Here is a 19,384-nt window from a genome sequence, read left to right as displayed (position 1 = left end):
GACCCGAGGGTCAGTTCTTCACCACGTCCCTCAGCAGCAGGAAGAACGAGGGCTCAAGCGCGAAGTCCTCGACCGCCGAGGAGGTCACGGCGTTCTGCTTCCAGTTCGCCACGAAGACCCAGGGGGCGTCCTCCTGAACGATGGCCTGCATCTCCTGGTAGAGGCTGGCGCGTTCGTCCTGGCTGGTCGAGACGCGCGCCTTCTCCAGCAGCTCGTCCACCTCGGGGTTCGAGTAGTAGCCCGAGTTGAAGCCGCCCTTGTCGGGCCAGGCATCGGTACGCAGCGCGAGGTAGGGCAGCGTGTCGGGATCGTTGGTCATCCAGGCCATCTCGGCCATGTCGGCCTTGCCTTCCAGACCGGGGTTCACTTCGCCAAGGAAGGTGTTCCACTCGTAGGTCTCGATGGTGACGTCAAAGCCGACCGCTTCCAGGTCCGCCTGGATCGCGGTGCCCATGGCGACGGGATCCAGCATGCCCGAGCCGCCTTCAGTGACGAAGAAGGTCACCTCGGGCGCCTCCATCCCGGCCTCGGCCAGCAGGGCCTTCGCCTTCTCGGGGTCGTAGGGATAGGGCTCCAGCGCCTCGTTGTAGGCCCAGGCGAAGGCGGGCGGCGTCGGGCCTGCGGCAACCTCGGCGGTGCCTTCCAGCACGTTCTCGACCAGCGCGGTCTTGTTGACGGCGTAGTTGGCGGCCTGGCGCACGGCCTTCTCGGCGAAGGGGCCGTCCTTGGCGTTGAGGATCAGGAACCAGACGTGCGGGCCCGCCTGCTCGACCACGGTGAAGTCATCGCCCTCGAATTCCGACAGCGCGACGGGGGGCACTTCGACCATCAGGTCGATGCCACCGGCCAGCATCTCGGCGGTGCGGGTGTTGGCATCGGTGATCGGGCGGAAGACCACCGTCTCCAGCTCTGGCGCGCCGTCCCAGTAATCGCCATTGGCGTTGAGGATCACGTGGGTGTTGGACTCCCACTCGGCGAAGGTGAAGGGCCCGGTGCCCGAGGGATGACGGCCATAGTCGGCGCCATATTCCTCGACCGCGGCGGGCGAGACGATCAGACCGGTGGGATAGGCCAGGTTCGACAGGAAGGGCGCATAGGGGGCGTTCAGCTGGAACTCCACCGTCAGCGGGTCGATCACGGTCACCTCTTCAACGGACGAGAAGAAGAAGGCCAGCGGGAAGGGGCCGGTGTCGTGGAAGGGGTGATCTTCCTTCAGCATCCGGTCGAAGTTGAACTTCACCGCCTCGGCATCGAAGGCCGAGCCATCGTGGAAGGTCACGCCTTCACGCAGCTTGAAGGTATAGGTGGTGCCGTCCTCGCTGATCTCCCAGCTTTCGGCCAGGGCCGGTTCGACCTCCAGCGTGCCGGACTTGTAGCGCACCAGACCGTCATAGACGTTCATCAGGATGCGGAAGTCGTTCACGGCGGTCACGGCAGCCGGGTCGAGCGCCTTTGGCTCGGCGATCTGGCCGACGATCAGCACGCCGGGCGGCGTCTGTGCCGCAGCCGGCCCCATCGACAGCGCCAGACCAAGCGCGGTGCCGGCAGCAAGGACCCCGCGACGGGTCCAGTTGAGCATTCCCTGTTTCATCTCGCGCCTCTCCTCTGCAAAGCGGCCTTTATTGATCATGATAAATTGCAGTCAGTCAAATTTTCATGATAAATTCAAGAGGCAAGGAACGACAGGAGCGACCATGACCTTTTCGATACTCGTCCGTGACGCGGAAACAGGCAGGATCGGCGGGGCGGCTGCGACGGGCTCGCTCTGTGTCGGAGGCTGGGTGCTGCGGGGGCGGCTCTGTGCGGGCATGTCGGCCAGCCAGGGCACGGCGCCCTCGACCCTCTGGGGCGAGGCGGTGCTGGAGGCAATGGAGCGCGGCATCTCGGCCAGCGCGGCGATCCGAGAGGTAACCGCACCGGACAGCGGAAAGGCCCACCGGCAGCTTGCCGCACTGGATCCCACGGGCGGAACGGGCGCCTTCACCGGCGCAGCCTCGGTGCCTGCCTGCGCCGCGCGCATGGCAGCGGGGATTGTCGTCTCGGGCAATATGCTGACCTCGGAAGCGGTTCTGGATGCGGCGCTCGCGGCCTACGAGGCGGCACGAGGGTCTATGGCAGACCGCCTGCTGGCGGCCCTGCGCGCGGGCGAGGCAGCGGGATCGGACAGTCGCGGGCTGCTGTCTGCGGCCCTGCTCTGCCTCGGGCCGGACATGGCGCCGCTGAGCCTGCGCATCGATCATTCCGAATCGCCCCTGTCGGACCTCGCCGCGCTGCACAAGCGCGCGACCACCGGCCTCTATGCGGAATGGGCCGATCTGGTGCCCACGAAAGAGGCACCTTTCCGGGCTCCGACAGAGGAGGATTTCCGTCGCCTCGACGGCGCGCCTCAGCCCGAGTGATCCACCCGGCTGATCCCAAGGGAGGGGGCGCCGCCCCCTCTTGAGCCCTTGTGGGCTCAATTCACCCCGGAAGTATTTTCAGCCTGGTGATGATGCAGGGGGAGAAGTGACATCGAGGCAGGCGCGTTCTCCATGAAGGGCGTGGCACGCTCCCGCAGGGAAAGTAGGGTGCCCTTCCGGGCCCTGCCCCACATCATCACCAGGCCCGAAATACGCCCGCCGCAGGCGTTCCCCGCAGAGGCGGGGGGCTGGCATGGGGAACGGGCGCACCTCAGACGTTGAGGAAGCGCTTCACCATCAGGGTTTCCTGGCCCTCCATCAGGGCTTCGGCGGTGGCCATGTGGTCAGCCATGACCCGTCGTGCTCGGTCCGGGTCACCGCCGCGCAGGGCCTCCAGCAGGTCCAGCTGATAGGCGCGCCCCCTGGCCCAAAGCTCGGGGTTGGCGGGTTCATAGAGGCGGCGGTAGACCGTCAGGTCACTGAGGATCTGCGCCATGAAGCCGATGACGAAGCCCAGCAACTCGTTGCGGGCATAGTCCGCCAGCAACTGGTGGAACCGCAGCGAGGCGACATGCTGTTCACGCTCTTCCTCGATATCCGCCGAGGGGTGGTCGTAGCTCTGCACCACCTCTTCCAGCGCCGCCAGCTGGCCGGCATCGAGCTTGCCCGCCAGCGAGGCAGCAAGCTCGGGCTCGAGCCAGCGGCGCATCTGGTAGATGTCCTTCAGGGTCAGGTCGCGGAAATAGAAGTAATTGCCCAGCAGGGCGCGGGCACGCTCGCGGCTGACCTCGTGTACGAAAGAGCCGCCACCCGGCCCGGTGCGCGTCTTGACCAGCCCCTGGGCCTCGAGGATGCGCATCGCCTCACGGATCGTGCCCTTGGACATGCCGAAACGGGTGATCATCTCGGCCTCGCCGGGCAGGCGATCGCCCATGCGCAGACCTTCCTCGACGACGTAGTCCTTGATCGCCTCGGCCACCATCACCGGGCGCGACCGGCGTGCAGCCTCCGGGGCGGTTGGTCTGTCGCTGTCGTCCTTCAGGGGGCCTCGCTTTTCCGCACCGCGGTGCGCGGGTCGGATTTCTCATGATGAATGGGCAGGCTGCATGAAAAAGGGCCGGGACGCAATGCCCGGCCCTTTTCGCCACGACCGAAGGGATCAGTCGAGCGCGGCGTCGGTGATCTCATGGGTCCAGGCGCCCTCGGGCTCCTTGGTGATCGCCGGGTTGTCGGGGCTGACGGCCGAAAGCAGCGTGGCCACGGTCTGTTCGTAGTCCGCCGGATCCAGAGCGCCGTTCGAGCCCGCGGTCAGCTTGGCCACTTCGCCCATCATGTAGGTCTGGTGCTCCAGCGTCTGGGCGCCGGTCTCGTCGAATTCAAGCACGATCTCGGCGGCTTCCTCGGGGTGCTCCTCGGCGTATTTCCAGCCCTCCATCGAGGCGGCGACGAAGCGGACCATCTTGTCCTTGAAGGCCTCATCGGCGAGGTTCTCTTCGAGGACGTAGAGGCCGTCTTCCATCATGCCGACGCCTTCCTCGAGGTAGTTGAAGGTCACCAGCTCGTCTTCGGTGATGCCGGCGTCGAGGATCTGCTTGTACTCGTTGTAGGTCATGGTCGAGATGCAGTCGGCCTGGCCCTGGATGATCGGATCGGCCGAGAAGGCCTGCTTGATCACCGTCACGCCGTTCTCGTCCGCGCCATCGGTCTCGATGCCCAGCTTCGCCATCCAGGCGTAGAAGGGATATTCGTTGCCGTAGAACCAGACGCCCATGGTGTGACCCGGGAAGTCCGCAGGGGTTTCGATGCCCGCCGCCTTCAGGCAGTTGACCTGCAGGCCGCCGGTCTTGAAGGGCTGGGCGATATTGACCAGCGGCACGCCCCGTTCGCGCGCGGCCAGGCCCGCGGCCATCCAGGTGGTGATGACGTCGGCACCGCCGGCGGCGATCACCTGCTCGGGTGCGATGTCGGGGCCGCCGGCCTTGATCGTCACGTCGAGGTCGGCCGCATCGTAGAAGCCCTTGGCCTCGGCCACGTAGTAGCCGGCGAACTGGGCCTGTGTGACCCACTTCAGCTGCAGCGTCACCTCGTCGGCGGCCAGTGCGCCCGAGGTGCTGGCGCCCAGGGCTACAGCCCCTGCGATCCACTGTTTCATTTTGTAACTCCCTGTTTGGTCTTCATTATATGTGACGCCTTTCAGCGTTGAGACGGGTGCCAGTAGGTCACCCAGCGTTCCCCCAGGGCAATGCCCCCGTAGAACAGCGATCCCGCCAGAGCGGCGACGACGATCTCGGCCCAGACCATGTCCAGCGCCAGTTGTCCCACCGATGTTGAGATACGAAAGCCCATGCCCGCAATCGGGGATCCGAAGAATTCCGCCACGATGGCGCCAATAAGCGCCAGCGTTGATGAAATCTTCAGCCCGTTGAAGACGAAGGGCATGGCGGCGGGCAGGCGCAACTTCCAGAAGCCCTGCCAATAGCTTGCGGCCCAGGTCTTGATCTGGTCGCGCTGCATCTGCGTGGTTTCCTGCAGGCCGGCAGTGATGTTCACCAGCATGGGGAAGAAGACCATGATGGTCACCACGGCCGCCTTGGACTGCCAGTCGAAGCCGTACCACATCACCAGGATGGGCGCGGTGCCGACGATGGGCAAGGCGGCGACGAAGCTGCCCACGGGCAGGATGCCCCGGCGCAGGAAGTCACTGCGGTCGACGAGGATGGCGACGAGGAAGGCCGCGAGGCTGCCGATGGCAAAGCCCGAGAGCGCGCCCTTGACGAAGGTCTGCACGAAGTCCGTCCAGAGCGTCGGGATCGAGGTCGCGACGCGCGCCGCGATCATCGAGGGGGCGGGCAGGATGACCATGGGCAGCGCAAGGCCGCGCACGATCAGCTCCCACATGGCAACCAGGGTCAGGCCGAAGATCACCGGTACCGCGAGGCGTACCGCACGGGTGTCCGCTCCGCGTCCGTTGGCCAGCTGCACGTTCATGTACCAGGCGGCGACCCAGAGGATAAAGGCCGCGATCACAAGGGTCATAGCGGCCCTCCTTCATCTATGCCGCAGGCACGCTGGACCTGCGGGCGTGCGATTGGCACGCACTGCGCCCGGCAATCGGGCCGGGCCCTGTCGCTCATGCGAAACCCGTTCCGAGTGCCTCCCGAACGAGGGGGCTGCCGTTTGTCCCGCGTTTCAGATCGAGGCGACGGACGGAACCGCTCAACATTGGTGAGGAAATTCACAGCCATCAGCCCAACCCCATCCGTTTCAGCACGCTCCGTTCGGCCGCGCCGATCAGGGCAACCAGGCAGGCCGCGAGGATCGCCGTGGCGAAGAGCGCCGACCAGATCTGCACGGTCTGCCCATAGTAGCTGCCCGAAAGCAGCCGGAAGCCCAGCCCCTGCCCCGTGCCCGAGGGCAGTTCGCCCACGATGGTGCCGACGAGGCTGGAGGCCACGCCGATCTTCAGCGAGGCAAAGAGATAGGGCGCCGAGGCGGGCAGCCGCAGTTTCCAGAAACTCTGCGCCTTGGTCGCCCTCCAGGTCTTCACCAGGTCGAGGTCCATCGGCGAGGGGCTGCGCAGGCCCTTCACCATGCCGACGACGACCGGGAAGAAGGACAGATAGGCCGAGATCACAGCCTTCGGGACAAGACCCTGAAGCCCCACGGAATTCAGCACCACGATGATCATTGGCGCGATGGCCAGGATGGGAATGGTCTGACTGGCGATGGCCCAGGGCATGACCGACATGTCCATGGCGCGGCTGTGCACGATTCCAACGGCCAGAACGATGCCCAACCCGGCCCCGATGACAAAACCCAGAAGCGTCGCCGACAGGGTGATCCAGCCGTGGAAGACAAGGCTGCGCTTCGAGGTCGGGCTGACCTGCATGGTCGACTTCCACAGCTCGCTCACCACCTGGTGCGGAGCCGGCAGGCGCGGCTTGTCCTGCACCCAGGTGTCATCCCATTGCGCCGGGTTCTTCACCGCCAGAACGATGGCCGACATGTCGCGCCGGGTCATCATGCCTTCCGGGGACACCACCTCTCCCTGCCGCTCGGCGGTCATCAGGGCAAACTTGATGTTCATCGGAACGCAGGCCGCATACCAGAAGGCCATGAGAGCGGCGACAACAGTGATGACTGGAATCAACACCCGTTTCATCGTTTCCACTCCATGCAGATTTCCATCACCAGCTCCGGCGGCACTGGCATCCGGCGCCCGGTTTCGACGAAACCTTCGCGGGCGTAGAAACGCTGCGCTGCATCGTTCGGCATATGCGTATTGAGGCTGAGGCTGTCCCGCCCCTCCTTCGCCTTGTCCAGGAAGGCTTTTCCCCAACCCTGGCCACGCTCCCGGCAATAGAGCGCGCCGATATGGCCTGCTTCCGGATCGACGGACATATAGGCCTGGGCGGGCTGACCGATCACCCAGATTTCCCGGTCCGGGAAAGCGGAGCGGATATGCCCCTCCAGGTCCTCAAGGGAATGGCTGCGGGGCATCCAATCCGTCTGGTCGATCCAGTCGCTGGCGACGGCGGCACAGGCGGGGATGTCCGCCTCGGTGGCGCGGCGGATCTCAATCATAGGCATGCCCTGCGCGCAGTCCTTCCCGGACTCTATGCGCGATTTCAAGGAATTCCGGGCTGTCCCTGATGTCGAGAGGCCGCTCCTTGGGCAGCGGGCTTTCGATCACGTCAGTGATCCTGCCCGGGCGCGGAGACATCACGACGATCTTGGTCGAGAGATAGACCGCTTCGGGGATCGAGTGGGTGACGAAGCCGATGGTCTTCTCGGTCCGCGCCCAGAGCTTCAGCAGCTCTTCGTTGAGGTGGTCGCGCACGATTTCATCAAGCGCACCAAAGGGTTCGTCCATCAGCAGGATATCGGCATCGAAGGCCAGCGCGCGCGCGATGGACGCCCGCTGCTGCATGCCACCCGACAGCTGCCAGGGGAACTTCCTTCCGAAGCCGGCAAGGTCCACCAGCTCCAGCACCTTGTCCACCTTCTCGGCCTGCTCGGCCCGGGAATAGCCCATGATTTCAAGCGGCAGCCTGATATTTCCGGCAATGGTGCGCCAAGGGTAAAGCCCCGCCGCCTGGAAAACATAGCCATAGGCGCGCGCCTTGCGGGCCTCTTCGGGGCTCAGGCCGTTCACCGTCAGGCTCCCGCCCGTAGGCTCTTCCAGCGCTGCAATGCAGCGCAGGAAGGTGGTCTTGCCGCAGCCCGAGGGGCCGATGAAGCTGACGAAATCTCCCTTCGAGATTTGCAGGTTCACATCCTTCAGCGCCTGGACGGGTCCGTCGTTGGTCTGAAAGGTCAGATCGAGGTGTTTCGCTTCGATCACAGGGATTTGCGTCACGAAACTAACCTCAGATACCGGCCGGGATGTTCAGCGGATCCCGCTCGACAGACCGCGGAGAGTTCAGCTCTTTCCACTTCGACAGAGCGGTGGCGGCGGAGCTGAAGGCAGGGCGCGGCACGAAGCGGCCCCGACCCGGCTGCGGTTGCGAGTTCTGGCCCCAGGCCCAGATCACCTCGCCGCGCGACAGGGTGTAGCGCGCCTGGGCCTTCACCTCGTAGCCCTCGAAGACGTTGTAATCGAGGATCGAATGATGGTTCGCCGCCGAAATCGTCTTCGAGATCTTCGGATCCCAGACCACGATATCCGCATCCGCGCCGGGCACCAGTGCGCCCTTCTTCGGATAGATGTTCAGAATCTTCGCAATGTTGGAGGAAGTCACCGCCACGAATTCCTCGGGCGTCAGGCGCCCGGTCTCGACACCGGCGGTCCAGAGGACCGCGAGGCGTTCTTCCAAACCGTTGGTCCCATTGGGAATCTTGGTGAAGTCCTCAAGCCCCATCTTCTTCTGATCAGAGCTGAAGGCGGCATGGTCCGTCGCCACGACCTGCAACGAGCCCGATTGCAGACCGGCCCAAAGACCGTCCTGGTGTTCCTTGCCACGGAAGGGCGGCGACATCACGCGGCGCGCCGAATGCAGCCAGTCCTTGCTGAGATATTCGTCATCATCCAGCGTCAGGAACTGCGCCAGCGGCTCGCCGTAGACGCGCATGCCCTTCTGGCGGGCCCGGCGGATCGCCTCATGGGCCTGCTCGCAGGAGACGTGCACGATATAGAGAGGCACGCCGGCGGCATCGGCGATGGTGATGGCGCGGTTGGCGGCCTCGCCCTCGAACTCGGGCGGGCGGGAGCGGGCGTGCCATTCCGGCCCGGTCTTGCCCTCGGCGAGGAATTTCTTCTGCATCAGGTCGACAAGATCGCCGTTCTCGGCGTGAACCATCGGCAGCGCACCCAGTTCCTTGCAGCGGGTGAACGAGGCGAACATCTCGTCGTCCTCGACCATCAGCGCGCCCTTGTAGGCCATGAAATGCTTGAAGGAATTGACGCCCGCATCGACGGCATCCTTCATTTCCTCGAAGATCTGCTCGTTCCAGCCGGTGATTGCCATGTGATAGCCGATGTCGGAACAGATCTGCGGCGCCGACTTGCGGTGCCATTCCTGGATCGCGTTCTTGATCGAGCCGTCGGCGCCGGGCAGGCAGAAGTCGATCAGCATCGTGGTGCCACCACAGGCCGCCGCCCAGGTGCCGGTCTCGAAGGTCTCGGCGGCGGTGGTGCCCATGAAGGGCATTTCCAGGTGGGTATGCGGATCGATGCCGCCCGGGATCACGTAAGCCCCTTCGGCGTCGATATATTCATCGCCCTTCAGGTTCTCGCCGATCTCCTTGATGGTTTCGCCGTCGATGGCGATATCGGCCTTCCACTGACGGTCTGCGGTCACCACGGTGCCGCCCTTGATCACCTTGATCATAGTAGTCTCCCTGTTTTGCCCCGGTTCCTGTCTGGACATTTTCCGGGGTTTTCCGCGCCTTGTGACGCGGGCGGGGGCTGAGCCCCCCCTTTTATCATTCCACGATTTCAGCGGTTTCCAGCACCGCATGCAAGAGAACATCGGCCCCGGCCGTGGCCCATTCCTTGCTGATCTCTTCCGCCTCGTTATGGCTCAGCCCATCGACGCAGGGGCACATGACCATGGCGGTCGGCGCCACCTGGTTGATCCAGCAGGCATCATGCCCGGCCCCCGAGATGATGTCGCGGTGGCTGTAGCCCAGACGCTCGGAGGCGTCGCGCAGGCGCCCCACGAGGGTCTCGTCGAACTTCACCGGATCGAAGCCGCCGACCTTCTCGAATTCGACAGACAGGCCCATCTCGTCGCAGATCTTCTGCGCGCCATCCTTTAGGCGGGCCTCCATGTCCTGGATCACCGACAGCTCGGGGCTGCGAAAGTCGACGGTGAAGACCACCTTGCCGGGGATCACGTTGCGCGAGTTGGGGTAGACGTCGATGTGACCCGCCGCGCCGACCGCATGCGGGGCATGCGACCAGGCGATCTCGTCGACCAGTTGCAGCACCTTGGCCATCCCCAGGCCGGCATTCTTGCGCATCGGCATCGGGGTCGAGCCGGTGTGCGCGTCCTTGCCGGTGATCGTCACCTGCGTCCAGCTGAGCCCCTGGCCATGGGTCACGATGCCCACGTCCTTGCCCTCGGCTTCCAGGATCGGGCCCTGCTCGATGTGCAGCTCGAACATGGCGTGCATCTTGCGGGCGCCGACGGGTTCGTCGCCTTCCCAGCCAATGCGCTTCAGCTCGTCGCCAAAGCGCTTGCCCTCGGCATCGACGCGGTCCTTTGCCCAGTCCTCGGTATGCACCCCGGCGAAGACACCAGAAGAGAGCATGGCCGGCGCATAGCGGGTGCCCTCTTCATTGGTCCAGTTGGTGACCACGATCGGATGCTTCGTCTTCACGTCCAGGTCGTTCAGCGTGCGGATCACTTCCAGCGCGCCAAGAACGCCAAGCACACCGTCATACTTGCCCCCCGTCGGCTGGGTATCGAGGTGGCTGCCCATGTAGACCGGCTGCGCCTCGGGGTCGGTGCCGGGCCGCGTCGCGAACATGTTGCCCATGGTGTCGATCCCCATGGAACAGCCCGCCGCCTCGCACCAGCTCTGGAACAGCGCGCGGCCCTCGCCATCGGCATCGGTCAGGGTCTGGCGGTTGTTGCCCCCCGCCACGCCGGGCCCGATCTGCGCCATCTCCATGAGGCTGTCCCACAGCCTCTCCCCGTTGATCTTAAGGTTTTCTCCGGGTGCGGGCATGGTCTTGCCTCCAAAGCTTGCTGCATTCCTTTTGACCTTTTGGTCAAAGGCGAGGCTAGCAGAGCCCGGTGACCAGTCAAGAAAACGCCATCCGCCGCCGGATCGAACAGAGGGCCTACCCGCGGCTCTGCCTATTCGATGATCGCTGGACTTCTCTGTCCGCGCGGTCAAAAATCGAAACCCGGGCCAGACGCCCATCCGAATGGCAAGAGAGGCGCGTGAAGCGCCTGGGGAGCAGACGACCCGATGACCAAGCCCGTCGCGCGCACGCGGATCCAGCGCAAGAATATCGCCCTGATCTCCGAGGCTGCGCTTTCGGCTTCTCGGCGCACGGGTTCCGCGGCTCTACCGTCGACCAGATCGCTCGTGAGGCGAATCTGTCCAAGCCCAATCTGCTTTATTACTTCCCCTCGAAAGAGGCGATTCACCAGCACCTGCTGTCGATGCTGATGGACACCTGGCTGGCCCCCCTGCGTGCCATGCGCGAAGATGGCGATCCGCTGGACGAGATCCTGACCTACATGCGCCGCAAGCTGGAGATGAGTCGCGACCATCCCCGCGAAAGCCGGCTTTTCGCCAATGAGATCCTGCAGGGCGCCCCCCGGATCCTGGACATGCTCGAGACCGAGTTGAAGGACTTGGTGGACGAGAAGGCAGGCCTGATCGCGGGCTGGATGGCAGATGGCCGACTGGCGCCTTCGGACCCCCATCACCTGATCTTCTCGATCTGGTCTCTGACCCAGCACTACGCGGATTTCGACGTACAGGTGCATGCGGTTCTTGGGGCGGGCCATGACAACCCCTACCCCGCGGCCGAGGCCTATCTGACGACGCTTTTCACCCGGCTGCTGACGCCCTAACCCTCCGGCACGATGCCGATATGATCCATGTAGGCGCGCACGCAGCTTTGCACGTGGCGAAAGCGGTCACCGCCCAGATGGGTGCCGCCGAACCAGCGGGTGACGACGATCACATGCCCTTCCAGGCCAGCCCGTTCAAGCATCCGCAGGATCACCATGCCGGCCCCGGCCTCGCCGTCATCGACCTTGACCGGCTCGCCCGGCAACAGCAGGGCCCAGGTGTTATGCGTGGCCTTGGCGAACTTCTTCTTCCGCTTCAGCGCCTTGAGCAAGGCTTCGGCCTCGGCACGGCTGGCCACGGGCCCGCCCGCCACCGCATATTTCGAGCCACGGTCGCTGAGCACGCCGTCCAGTATCAGAAGATCCGTCATAGGCCCTGAAAAGCCGACTGGCGGCAAAAGGACAAGCCCCGGGGATCAATCACGAGTCGGAAGGTAGCTTCCGTGGCAGGTAAATGGACCGGAAGCCCCCTGCCGGGCGGAAACAGCCGGCAGGAAAATGAAGGCGCCGCCATGGGTCGGCGGCGCCTTCGCGGGCCCCTCACGGGTGGGGATCAGAACCCGCTGTTATTCCAAGTCGTCCCAGCCGCTCGCCCCGGACACAGGGGGCACCTCGTCGTACCGGGATCGTCGATCGTCATCGTCACGCGATCGCGACGCGCCCCCCCCGGCAATCTCAGGCAAGCTTTCAGCTTTCGCAGCCGATGCCCTGGAGATCGCTGCGACCGAACATCCTTCCAAGATCGAAGGCCAGCCAAGGCCATGGCGATCAGGGTTCCGTCGACGCCCCTTGGGTCAGCTTGCCATATCCAAGCGTGACATGAATTCAAATTTTATCAAATGGTAAAATTTAAAGGACGAAAGAAAGTCATCAAGCACCATAGCCCTCTGCGAAATCCGTCCAGTTTTTAGGCAAAGTCGCAAATCAAGGGGGACAATTGCCGAGGGAGATGGGCCCGGCACGCAAAAGGGGCCCCGGGGCCCCTGTCCTGCACGATCCGTGCAGCGAAAAGGCGGTGGATCCCGACGATCCACCGCCCTTCCGTGGTCATCACTTGATAATCAGGAACTGATCCAGCGACTCACCGCGTGCAAGAGCGTCCTTGATCCAGGCCGGCTGGCGGCCGCGACCGCTCCAGGTCTGGGTTGCATCAGCGGAATTGCGGTACTTCGGCGGATTGACCTTCGCCTTGCGACCGCCCTGGCCAGTCAGCTCGGACAGGCTGAATCCCATTTCTGCCGCCTTTGCCTCAAGCTCGACCAACGCGGCTTTACGTTGTCGATCTTCGTAGGTCTTGATTGCAGTGGAAACCTGCGTTTGCAGCTTCTTAAGATCACCAAGGGACAGATCGTCCAGGTCGATGTCCAACATAATCATACGTCCTTTACTCTTCGGGATGGTTTTGCGTACCCCCGCATTACGTCCCTATACCACCCGCAATGGAATGAGCAACCACAATGACTAATATAGTCATTACACGGTCATTGGTCCCATGACCCCGGAAGAACAACAAGTGTCTTGAAATTCAACTGGCAAGGCATTCAGGCAAAAAAACGCCGAGCAGGTTTCCCTGCCCGGCGTTGATACAATTATTCGTGAAAGCCCATCAGACGCTAATGAGCGCCAGACGCCTATTTGTTATTCACTCCCAGACGCTCGACGACATTCTCGATCATTTTCATCCCGGCATCCTGCCCGAGGGACATGATGGATTCCGGGTGGAACTGGACCGCCGCAATCGGCAGATCGCGATGTTCGATCCCCATGACAATGCCATCCGATGTCCGCGCGGTGACGCGCAACTCGGGCGGCAGGCTGTCTTCGTGCGCGTAGAGAGAGTGATAGCGCCCGATAGTCACATCGTCGCCAAGGCCGTCGAAGACAATTCCGGGATCGCAGATCTTAATCCGGGAGGGCTTGCCGTGCATTGGCTCGTCCAGCTGACGCAATTCAGCGCCACTGTGTTCGCAAATGGATTGCAGCCCGAGGCAGACGCCAAATAGCGCCAGCCCGCGATCGAGCGTCTTGCGGATCGTATCCGAGGTATCAAAGTCCTTCGGACTGCCTGGGCCGGGCGAAAGAACCACCAGATCCGGCGCGAATTCCTCGAACAATTCCTCGGCAACCGGCGTGCGGGTCGTCATCACGACCGCCCCGGTCTGGCGGAAATAATTCGCCAACGTATGGACAAAGGAGTCCTCGTGATCGACCAGCAGGATACGCCGGCCCAGCCCGCGTTTCAGCCGGGTGCCATGGCCCGCGGCTTCATTGTCGCCATGATCGCCGCGAATTGCGGCCCGCATTGCGCTGGCTTTCAATTCGGTCTCGGCCTCTTCCGCATCCGGATCGCTGTCATTCAACAGCGTGGCCCCGGCCCGGACCTCGGCAACCCCGTCCTTGATGCGGATGGTGCGCAGGGTCAGGCCGGTGTTCATGTCGCCGTTGAACTGCACCGCACCGACGGCGCCGCCATACCATTTGCGGGTCGATTTCTCGTGCTTCTCGATGAAACGCATCGCCCAGAGCTTGGGCGCGCCGGTCACCGTCACCGCCCAGGTGTGCGACAGGAAGGCGTCCATGCTGTCCATGCCCTCGCGCAGGCGCCCCTCGATGTGGTCGACCGTGTGGATCAGCCGCGAGTACATCTCGATCTGGCGACGCCCGATCACCCGCACGGTGCCCGGCTCGCACACCCGGCTCTTGTCGTTGCGGTCGACATCCGAGCACATGGTCAGCTCGCTCTCGTCCTTCTTGGACTGCAGCAGGGTCAGGATCTGCTCGCTGTCCTCGATGGCATCACGGCCGCGCTTGATGGTGCCCGAGATCGGGCAGGTTTCGACCCGGCGACCCGTCACGCGCACGAACATCTCGGGCGAAGCGCCGACCAGGTATTCCTGCTCGCCCAGGTTCATGATGAAGCCGAAAGGAGCGGGGTTGATCTTCTTCAGACGCTCGTAGATCGCCGAGGGGCTGTCCTTGCAGGGCTCGTAGAAGACCTGGCCCGGCACCACCTCGAAGAGGTCGCCCTTGCGGAAGCTCTCCTTCGCGGCCACCACCAGCTTGGCGTATTCCCCCGGCACATGGTCGCCCCGCGGCAGGTCCTCGCGGCCTTTGACGAAGGGCGAGGCCGCCGTGCCACCGGCCAGGCCCTCGGTGCTCAGATCGCCCGCCGAGAACTCGTAGCAGTAACGCATGGTCGAGGTGGAATAGTGGTCGCTGACGATGATGTCATCGGCCAGGAAAAGCACCAGGTCGCGCTGATCCTCGGGACGTTCGCGCGAAAACTCAATGGGTTCGAACTGGAAGGCCAGGTCGTAGCCGAAGGCGCCATAGAGGCCCAGGTGCCCGTCCTCGTCGGTGAAGAACAGGTCCACCAGCGCCCGCAGCACCGAGAAGACAGAAGGCGCACGCGAGCGCTCTTCCTCGCTGCTCACCCGCCCGGGGGCACGGATCTGCAGGGTGATCTCCCTGTCGCCGACCTGGCTTTCCGCCACCGCATCGAGGCCTTCCAGCGCCGGCGCGATGATCTTGAGCAGCACTTCGCCGCGCCCGTTCAGCGCCGCGATACGCATCTGGCGCCCGCGCGCCTCGACCAGGATCGGCGGCTCGGAGAAGCCGAAATCCCAGCGGGTGTAGCGCCCGGGGTACTCGTAATTGGACGAAAGCAATACGCCATGATGGGAGTCGAGCCGCCGGGCCAGAGCCTCGGTATCCGTGGGATAGGTACCGCGCATCTCACGCCGGGTGACGGCCACGCCCCCCTTGGTTCGGAAGGTAAGATCAGTCATGTCAATGTCTCTTGGCAGGGGCGGCAGGCTGAAGGGCTTGCTGATGCCATCCGGGGCGGGCCGCCTGGATCGGGGAAAGGGTCAACGGGGCGATGGTGTCACCATCGCCAGGAAAGCGGCTGCCACTGCCATCGCTTCCCGAGCATTGCCCTGTCCTCTCCTGGGGCCCCGCGGGGCCGGATTGCGGCTTTCGCGCCCCGATGTCGCAACATCCGAGCGAAAGCCCCCCGTAAATCCGCGCTGAAGGGTGACATGTCAAGACATTGCGCAAGCACGCGTCCTGCGGCCTTGCCCCCGCTGCGGCAAGATGCGACGACTTTGGCAGAGATTTCAGAAGGATGACGCCATGACCCCGCTGCTGCCGCCCCTGCCCGAAGGCCCGCTTTCCGTCTGCGTCGTCGGCGCCGGAGCCATCGGCGGCACCATTGCGGCACATCTTGCCGCGGCGGGCCCCGAAGCGGGCATCGCCTCGGTCTCGGTCATCGCGCGCGGGGCCCATCTGGCAGCGATCCGCGAGAACGGCCTGCGGTTCCGCAGCGCCGCGGCCGAGTGGTGCCATCCCGTGGTAGCCACCGACGATCCCACCGGCCTGCCCCCGCAGGATCTGGTGATCACCGCCCTGAAGGGGCACCAGGTGCCGCCCATGGCCGAGGCGCTGGCCGGGCTGCTGGCGCCCCATGGCCGCATCCTGCCGGTGGTGAACGGGGTGCCCTGGTGGTATCCGATCGCGGACGGCAAGGGCGGCATGAAGGGCGCGGAAGAGGTCGATCCCGGCGGCGTGCTGTGGAAAGCCATCGGACCCGAGCGGGCCATCGGCTGCATTGCCGTCATGGGCGCCTCGGTGCCCGAGCCTGGGCTGATCGACCTGGGCGTGCCGGGCTATCTCGACATCGGGCGCCTGCCCGGGCAGGACAGGGCCGATGTTGATCGTATTGCCGCGCTGCTCAGCGCCTCAGGCTTGCAGATCCGGCAAACTCAACCCCTGCAGAATGCCCTGTTCTCAAAGCTTTACGCAAACTGCGGCTTCAATTCCGTCTGTGCCTTGTCGAGGGCGCCGATGAACCGGATGCTTCAGGTGCCAGAGCTGGCAGAGCTGACCCGCGAGATCATGCAGGAGGTGGCCGAGATCGCCCACGCCGAGAAGGCCGAGCTGCTGGAAGATCCCGCCAGCCGCATTGCCCGCGCCCGCGACGGAGCCGCCTTCAAGCCCTCGACATTGCAGGACCTCGAAAAGGGCCGCCCGATGGAGATCGAGCCGATCTTCGGGGCCACGCTTTCGGTCGCGCGCAGCCACGGGATCGCCACCCCGAAGCTGGAGCTGGTGACCGCGCTGCTGCGGACCATGGATCGCGAGATCGGCGAGGGCTAGGCCGGCGTCACGCTTCGATCGCCTCCGGCGGGAGTATTTTTCGCCTGGTGATGATATGGGCCGGTTTGCAAAACCCTTGCGGGCCTTATGCAAAGCCGATCGGGGCCGCGCGCGCATTTGCAAACGCGCGCGGACTGGTTTGCAAAGTCAGCGCAGGCCGTCGAACTTGCTGATCTGGTCGGCGGCCAGCCCACCGAGGCGGGCATGGACGCGGGGGCCCTTGGCCATGGTCAGCACATAGAGCAGCTCATCCGCGCGGGGGCCTTCCGGCAGACCGACCTCCATCGCATCGAAATGCGAGCGCACATAGGCGGCATTGGTGTGGCCCATGGGCACATCCAGCCGGGTGCCCGGTCCGCCCTGCTTCTTCGACGAGGGCACGATGGCGAGGGATTCGCCCAGCACTTCGCGCATCGAATAGCCGCCGGCGACGTGCCAGAGCGCGGCGTGCTCCAGCTCTCCGGCCTCGCCCGCGATGCCGCCCTTGCCGTAGGAATCGATGCCCTCGGCACCGCCCATGGCATCGACCAGCTTCTGCGCCATCATCAGGCCCAGGGGCTTCAGGTCTTCCAGCGCCTGGGTCAGGTCGGCCTGATAGACCCCGGCATAGGGGTTCCTGACCAGGGCCAGCACGGCGCCGCGCAAGCGCGGGACCTCGGCCACGGGACCGCCGTCGTGGTGGATTTCCTCAAGGATGATCTGCGTCTTGCGCAGGGTGAATTCGGCCATCTGCCCCTCCTGTGTGTTGCGCCCAGGCACGCGCCGGGGCTGATCGTCCAGTTCCTGCCGGGGTCCTCCCCGGTCGTTGCGCAGGCGCGACAGAGGTCGCGCCGAAGCCCTGTCCCGCCCCCGGGGTGGCCCCAGAGATCGCTGCCATGAGCGGCCCGACAAGCGATCGGGCCCGTGAACGGATCCCGATCAGGCAATGGTCGGGCCAGTATTGCCCCGGGCACTCAGCCCCTTGCCTGGCCCCTGCAATCTGCCCACTCACTGCGGCCGGTCAACTGGCTCTGGGTGCGGCCCCGTGACCCGGCCCGTCGCTCTGGCTCACTTTTCAGCCCGCCACGCTGGCCCCCGACCCGACCGGACCCGCTGTCTGATCCGCCCGCCCCATCTCTGCCCGCGCCCGTGCCACGACGGTCTCGACCATCGCCGGATCGGGCAGCCGGGGCGCCACCATGCGCCCCTGCCCTGCGAGCCAGAGCTGGGCGGCGCCGATCAGCCCGCGCCCGAGCAGCGCTTCGGCATGCAGCGCGCCCCGCTCAAGTGCCTCGACAGCTTCTTCGGGTGTGATCGGCCCCAGGTCAACGGTCACCAGGCGGTCGCCCAGGTCGCTGTCGGGCGACAGCGCGCAGGCGGGCTGGCGGCGCACCGCAGGATGCCCGGGCAGGTCGACCCGGTTGGCGATCATCGTCGCGGCGGCATCGGCCGCAGCCGCCCCCGAGGCCAGGACGGTCACCGTGTCCGCGATCCCCAGCGAATGGCTGCGCCCACCCCGCCCCGAGGTCGCGCAGCCGCGAAACGGGGTTTCTGGCGGGATCTCGACCGTGCCGCCCGGCATCGCCAGCCGCATCGGCTGGCCGCCCGGACGCCAGGCGATGTCGCCGCCATTGTTGACCCATTGCTTGCCCTCGGGCGCGGCCTCGCCCATCACCGAGAGGATCTCTTCGGCAACGGCGCCGGCGACGGCGGCCATGGGGGTGATGAAGTCGGGCGCATGAGGGGCGGTGGCAGCGGCCATGCGGCGGCCGACCGGCCCCCGGGGCTGCCCCCCCTCGCGGCGCAGCTCGCCCAACTCGTCGACCAGTTCCTGCAGCAGGCCCTCGAACCGCGCGCAGGCGGCGTCATAGGCGGCCCGGCGGTCCCTCTCGGCAAAGACGATCAGGTCGATCGGCCCGTCATTCAGGTGCAGGCGCACCCCGTCGGGCATCAGCACCGCCTGCATCAGCCCGCCTTCTTCGCCGGCGCGGGGAAGGCGGTGACGGCAGCCCCGCCCGCCTCGGCGCCGAGCGCGCGGAAGGGGTTGTGATAGGCGCCGCCGTTCTCGAGCACCTCGCGCAGGGGGCGGATCGCGCCGTCATGCCCCCCCAGCCCGACGTAGAGATCGCGTGGCATGGTGAACTCCAGCGGCGCGACAAGGGCGGGCGTGGGCACGTAGCCGAAGCTTTGCGCCGGCATGGCCAGCACGTCGACCATCACCGTGATGCCGCCGCCGGGCCAGAGGAAGGCCTCGGCCCCGCCAAGCGTCACCCGCGCCTCACCGGACTGCACCGCGCGGGTCAGCCGCACCGGGTTCTTCGTCACGCCGGAGCGCAGAGAGCCCCCGGCCCCGGCACAGAACATCACCGTGCAAAGCGCCGGTTCGCAGTTTTCCTCGATCAGCCGGACCGAGGCCTCCAGCGCCTCGGGCATCGGCGCCGGTTGCGGCACAAGATCCTGATCCAGAACGTAATATCCGGCGTGTTCCCCCGTGGTCGAGACCATCAGCAGGCTCAGCCCGGGGCGGGCGCCCTTCTTTTCCTGCCAGTCGCCGAGGATGGTCAGCGGGTCCTCGATATTGGTGCCGCCCCAGCCCAGCCCCGGTTCGGCGACCTGGAAATAGCGCCCGGGGGTCGAGCGGCGGCCCTTGATCCGGATGCCGGTATCCGGCCAGCCGATCTCCTTGCCGGCCTGGTGTTCCGAGACGACGCCGGTGATATGGTCGTCGACCACCACGACCTCGTCGACATGGCCCTGCCACTGGGTGGCGAACATGCCGATGGTGGCCGAGCCGCAGCCGACCCGCATCCGGCT

Annotated in this window: 16 protein-coding genes and 2 pseudogenes; 3 read left to right on the top strand and 15 right to left on the bottom strand. The window is 65.2% G+C overall.

Features of this window, described 5'->3' with window-relative positions; all coding sequences use genetic code 11:
* Nucleotides 1-10: 10 nt before the first annotated feature.
* Nucleotides 11-1,591, bottom strand: a complete 1,581-nt coding sequence (locus tag OS124_RS0105880) for an ABC transporter substrate-binding protein (protein WP_010138468.1) — start codon at nucleotides 1,589-1,591, stop codon at nucleotides 11-13.
* 103 nt (nucleotides 1,592-1,694) lie between these two features.
* On the opposite strand from OS124_RS0105880, the gene OS124_RS0105875 reads away from it, so the two are divergent.
* Entirely contained in the window at nucleotides 1,695-2,399 is a 705-nt protein-coding gene (locus OS124_RS0105875; protein WP_010138466.1) for a DUF1028 domain-containing protein, read from the top strand.
* 271 nt (nucleotides 2,400-2,670) lie between these two features.
* On the opposite strand, the gene OS124_RS0105870 is transcribed toward OS124_RS0105875, so the two are convergent.
* The 8 genes from OS124_RS0105870 to OS124_RS0105835 form a co-directional block, all read right to left on the bottom strand.
* Nucleotides 2,671-3,384, bottom strand: coding sequence for a FadR/GntR family transcriptional regulator (locus OS124_RS0105870; RefSeq protein ID WP_010138464.1), 714 nt, complete (start codon nucleotides 3,382-3,384; stop codon nucleotides 2,671-2,673).
* 174 nt (nucleotides 3,385-3,558) lie between these two features.
* Nucleotides 3,559-4,551, bottom strand: coding sequence for an ABC transporter substrate-binding protein (locus OS124_RS0105865; protein ID WP_010138463.1), 993 nt, complete (start codon nucleotides 4,549-4,551; stop codon nucleotides 3,559-3,561).
* A 41-nt stretch (nucleotides 4,552-4,592) separates the two neighbouring features.
* Nucleotides 4,593-5,435: an ABC transporter permease gene (locus tag OS124_RS0105860; protein ID WP_010138462.1), complete on the bottom strand. Its 843-nt coding sequence runs from the start codon at nucleotides 5,433-5,435 to the stop codon at nucleotides 4,593-4,595.
* Between the two features lie 208 nt (nucleotides 5,436-5,643).
* Nucleotides 5,644-6,561, bottom strand: coding sequence for an ABC transporter permease (locus tag OS124_RS0105855; protein WP_029375210.1), 918 nt, complete (start codon nucleotides 6,559-6,561; stop codon nucleotides 5,644-5,646).
* Nucleotides 6,558-6,983 (bottom strand): GNAT family N-acetyltransferase, encoded by a 426-nt coding sequence (locus OS124_RS0105850; protein WP_010138460.1) that lies wholly within the window; start codon nucleotides 6,981-6,983, stop codon nucleotides 6,558-6,560. The genes OS124_RS0105855 and OS124_RS0105850 overlap by 4 nt, the downstream gene beginning before the upstream one ends.
* Nucleotides 6,976-7,758 carry an ABC transporter ATP-binding protein gene (locus tag OS124_RS0105845; protein WP_050900826.1) on the bottom strand — a complete coding sequence of 261 codons (783 nt, stop codon included), beginning with the start codon at nucleotides 7,756-7,758 and terminating at the stop codon, nucleotides 6,976-6,978. The genes OS124_RS0105850 and OS124_RS0105845 overlap by 8 nt, the downstream gene beginning before the upstream one ends.
* Nucleotides 7,759-7,768: 10 nt before the next feature.
* Nucleotides 7,769-9,229, bottom strand: a complete 1,461-nt coding sequence (gene hydA / locus OS124_RS0105840) for a dihydropyrimidinase (protein ID WP_010138458.1) — start codon at nucleotides 9,227-9,229, stop codon at nucleotides 7,769-7,771.
* A gap of 94 nt (nucleotides 9,230-9,323) precedes the next feature.
* Nucleotides 9,324-10,574 (bottom strand): Zn-dependent hydrolase, encoded by a 1,251-nt coding sequence (locus OS124_RS0105835; RefSeq protein ID WP_010138457.1) that lies wholly within the window; start codon nucleotides 10,572-10,574, stop codon nucleotides 9,324-9,326.
* A gap of 246 nt (nucleotides 10,575-10,820) precedes the next feature.
* Here OS124_RS0105835 and OS124_RS23830 point away from each other — a divergent pair.
* Nucleotides 10,821-11,434: pseudogene (locus OS124_RS23830) on the top strand (TetR family transcriptional regulator C-terminal domain-containing protein).
* Here OS124_RS23830 and OS124_RS0105825 read toward each other — a convergent pair.
* The 3 genes from OS124_RS0105825 to OS124_RS0105815 all read right to left on the bottom strand — a co-directional run bounded on the left by OS124_RS0105825 (nucleotide 11,431) and on the right by OS124_RS0105815 (nucleotide 15,222).
* Nucleotides 11,431-11,805, bottom strand: a complete 375-nt coding sequence (locus OS124_RS0105825; RefSeq protein WP_010138454.1) for a YigZ family protein — start codon at nucleotides 11,803-11,805, stop codon at nucleotides 11,431-11,433. The pseudogene OS124_RS23830 and the gene OS124_RS0105825 sit on opposite strands and share 4 nt — an antisense overlap.
* A 679-nt stretch (nucleotides 11,806-12,484) precedes the next feature.
* Complete coding sequence (locus OS124_RS0105820) at nucleotides 12,485-12,811, bottom strand: H-NS histone family protein (RefSeq protein ID WP_010138453.1); 327 nt, start codon at nucleotides 12,809-12,811, stop codon at nucleotides 12,485-12,487.
* A 254-nt stretch (nucleotides 12,812-13,065) separates the two neighbouring features.
* Nucleotides 13,066-15,222, bottom strand: a complete 2,157-nt coding sequence (locus OS124_RS0105815) for an anthranilate synthase (protein WP_010138452.1) — start codon at nucleotides 15,220-15,222, stop codon at nucleotides 13,066-13,068.
* A gap of 346 nt (nucleotides 15,223-15,568) precedes the next feature.
* Between OS124_RS0105815 and OS124_RS0105810 the strand changes: the two genes are divergently transcribed.
* Nucleotides 15,569-16,591, top strand: coding sequence for a ketopantoate reductase family protein (locus OS124_RS0105810; protein WP_010138451.1), 1,023 nt, complete (start codon nucleotides 15,569-15,571; stop codon nucleotides 16,589-16,591).
* A 147-nt stretch (nucleotides 16,592-16,738) separates the two neighbouring features.
* Here the strand turns inward: OS124_RS0105810 and OS124_RS0105805 are convergent, their stop codons facing one another.
* The 3 genes and pseudogenes from OS124_RS0105805 to OS124_RS23820 all read right to left on the bottom strand — a co-directional run.
* Nucleotides 16,739-17,320 carry an amino acid synthesis family protein gene (locus tag OS124_RS0105805; protein ID WP_010138450.1) on the bottom strand — a complete coding sequence of 194 codons (582 nt, stop codon included), beginning with the start codon at nucleotides 17,318-17,320 and terminating at the stop codon, nucleotides 16,739-16,741.
* 325 nt (nucleotides 17,321-17,645) lie between these two features.
* Nucleotides 17,646-18,536: a hypothetical protein gene (locus tag OS124_RS23825; protein ID WP_010138449.1), complete on the bottom strand. Its 891-nt coding sequence runs from the start codon at nucleotides 18,534-18,536 to the stop codon at nucleotides 17,646-17,648.
* A pseudogene (locus OS124_RS23820) lies at nucleotides 18,536-19,384 on the bottom strand (6-hydroxynicotinate reductase); the annotation flags it as partial. The pseudogene OS124_RS23820 and the gene OS124_RS23825, both read right to left, overlap by 1 nt.

This window comes from Oceanicola sp. S124 (assembly GCF_000220565.1).
Classification (GTDB): Bacteria; Pseudomonadota; Alphaproteobacteria; order Rhodobacterales; family Rhodobacteraceae; genus Pseudooceanicola.
This window is presented reverse-complemented; position numbering and strand designations above follow the sequence as displayed.

Coding starts and splice junctions, on each gene's coding strand:
- OS124_RS0105850 (WP_010138460.1), bottom strand. CDS start 6,983: ATGATTGAGATCCGCCGCGCCACCGAGGCGGACATCCCCGCCTGTGCC.
- OS124_RS0105880 (WP_010138468.1), bottom strand. CDS start 1,591: ATGAAACAGGGAATGCTCAACTGGACCCGTCGCGGGGTCCTTGCTGCC.
- OS124_RS0105860 (WP_010138462.1), bottom strand. CDS start 5,435: ATGACCCTTGTGATCGCGGCCTTTATCCTCTGGGTCGCCGCCTGGTAC.
- OS124_RS0105865 (WP_010138463.1), bottom strand. CDS start 4,551: ATGAAACAGTGGATCGCAGGGGCTGTAGCCCTGGGCGCCAGCACCTCG.
- OS124_RS0105875 (WP_010138466.1), top strand. CDS start 1,695: ATGACCTTTTCGATACTCGTCCGTGACGCGGAAACAGGCAGGATCGGC.
- OS124_RS0105805 (WP_010138450.1), bottom strand. CDS start 17,320: ATGGCCGAATTCACCCTGCGCAAGACGCAGATCATCCTTGAGGAAATC.
- OS124_RS0105855 (WP_029375210.1), bottom strand. CDS start 6,561: ATGAAACGGGTGTTGATTCCAGTCATCACTGTTGTCGCCGCTCTCATG.
- hydA (WP_010138458.1), bottom strand. CDS start 9,229: ATGATCAAGGTGATCAAGGGCGGCACCGTGGTGACCGCAGACCGTCAG.
- OS124_RS0105820 (WP_010138453.1), bottom strand. CDS start 12,811: ATGATTATGTTGGACATCGACCTGGACGATCTGTCCCTTGGTGATCTT.
- OS124_RS0105825 (WP_010138454.1), bottom strand. CDS start 11,805: ATGACGGATCTTCTGATACTGGACGGCGTGCTCAGCGACCGTGGCTCG.
- OS124_RS0105835 (WP_010138457.1), bottom strand. CDS start 10,574: ATGCCCGCACCCGGAGAAAACCTTAAGATCAACGGGGAGAGGCTGTGG.
- OS124_RS23825 (WP_010138449.1), bottom strand. CDS start 18,536: ATGCAGGCGGTGCTGATGCCCGACGGGGTGCGCCTGCACCTGAATGAC.
- OS124_RS0105810 (WP_010138451.1), top strand. CDS start 15,569: ATGACCCCGCTGCTGCCGCCCCTGCCCGAAGGCCCGCTTTCCGTCTGC.
- OS124_RS0105815 (WP_010138452.1), bottom strand. CDS start 15,222: ATGACTGATCTTACCTTCCGAACCAAGGGGGGCGTGGCCGTCACCCGG.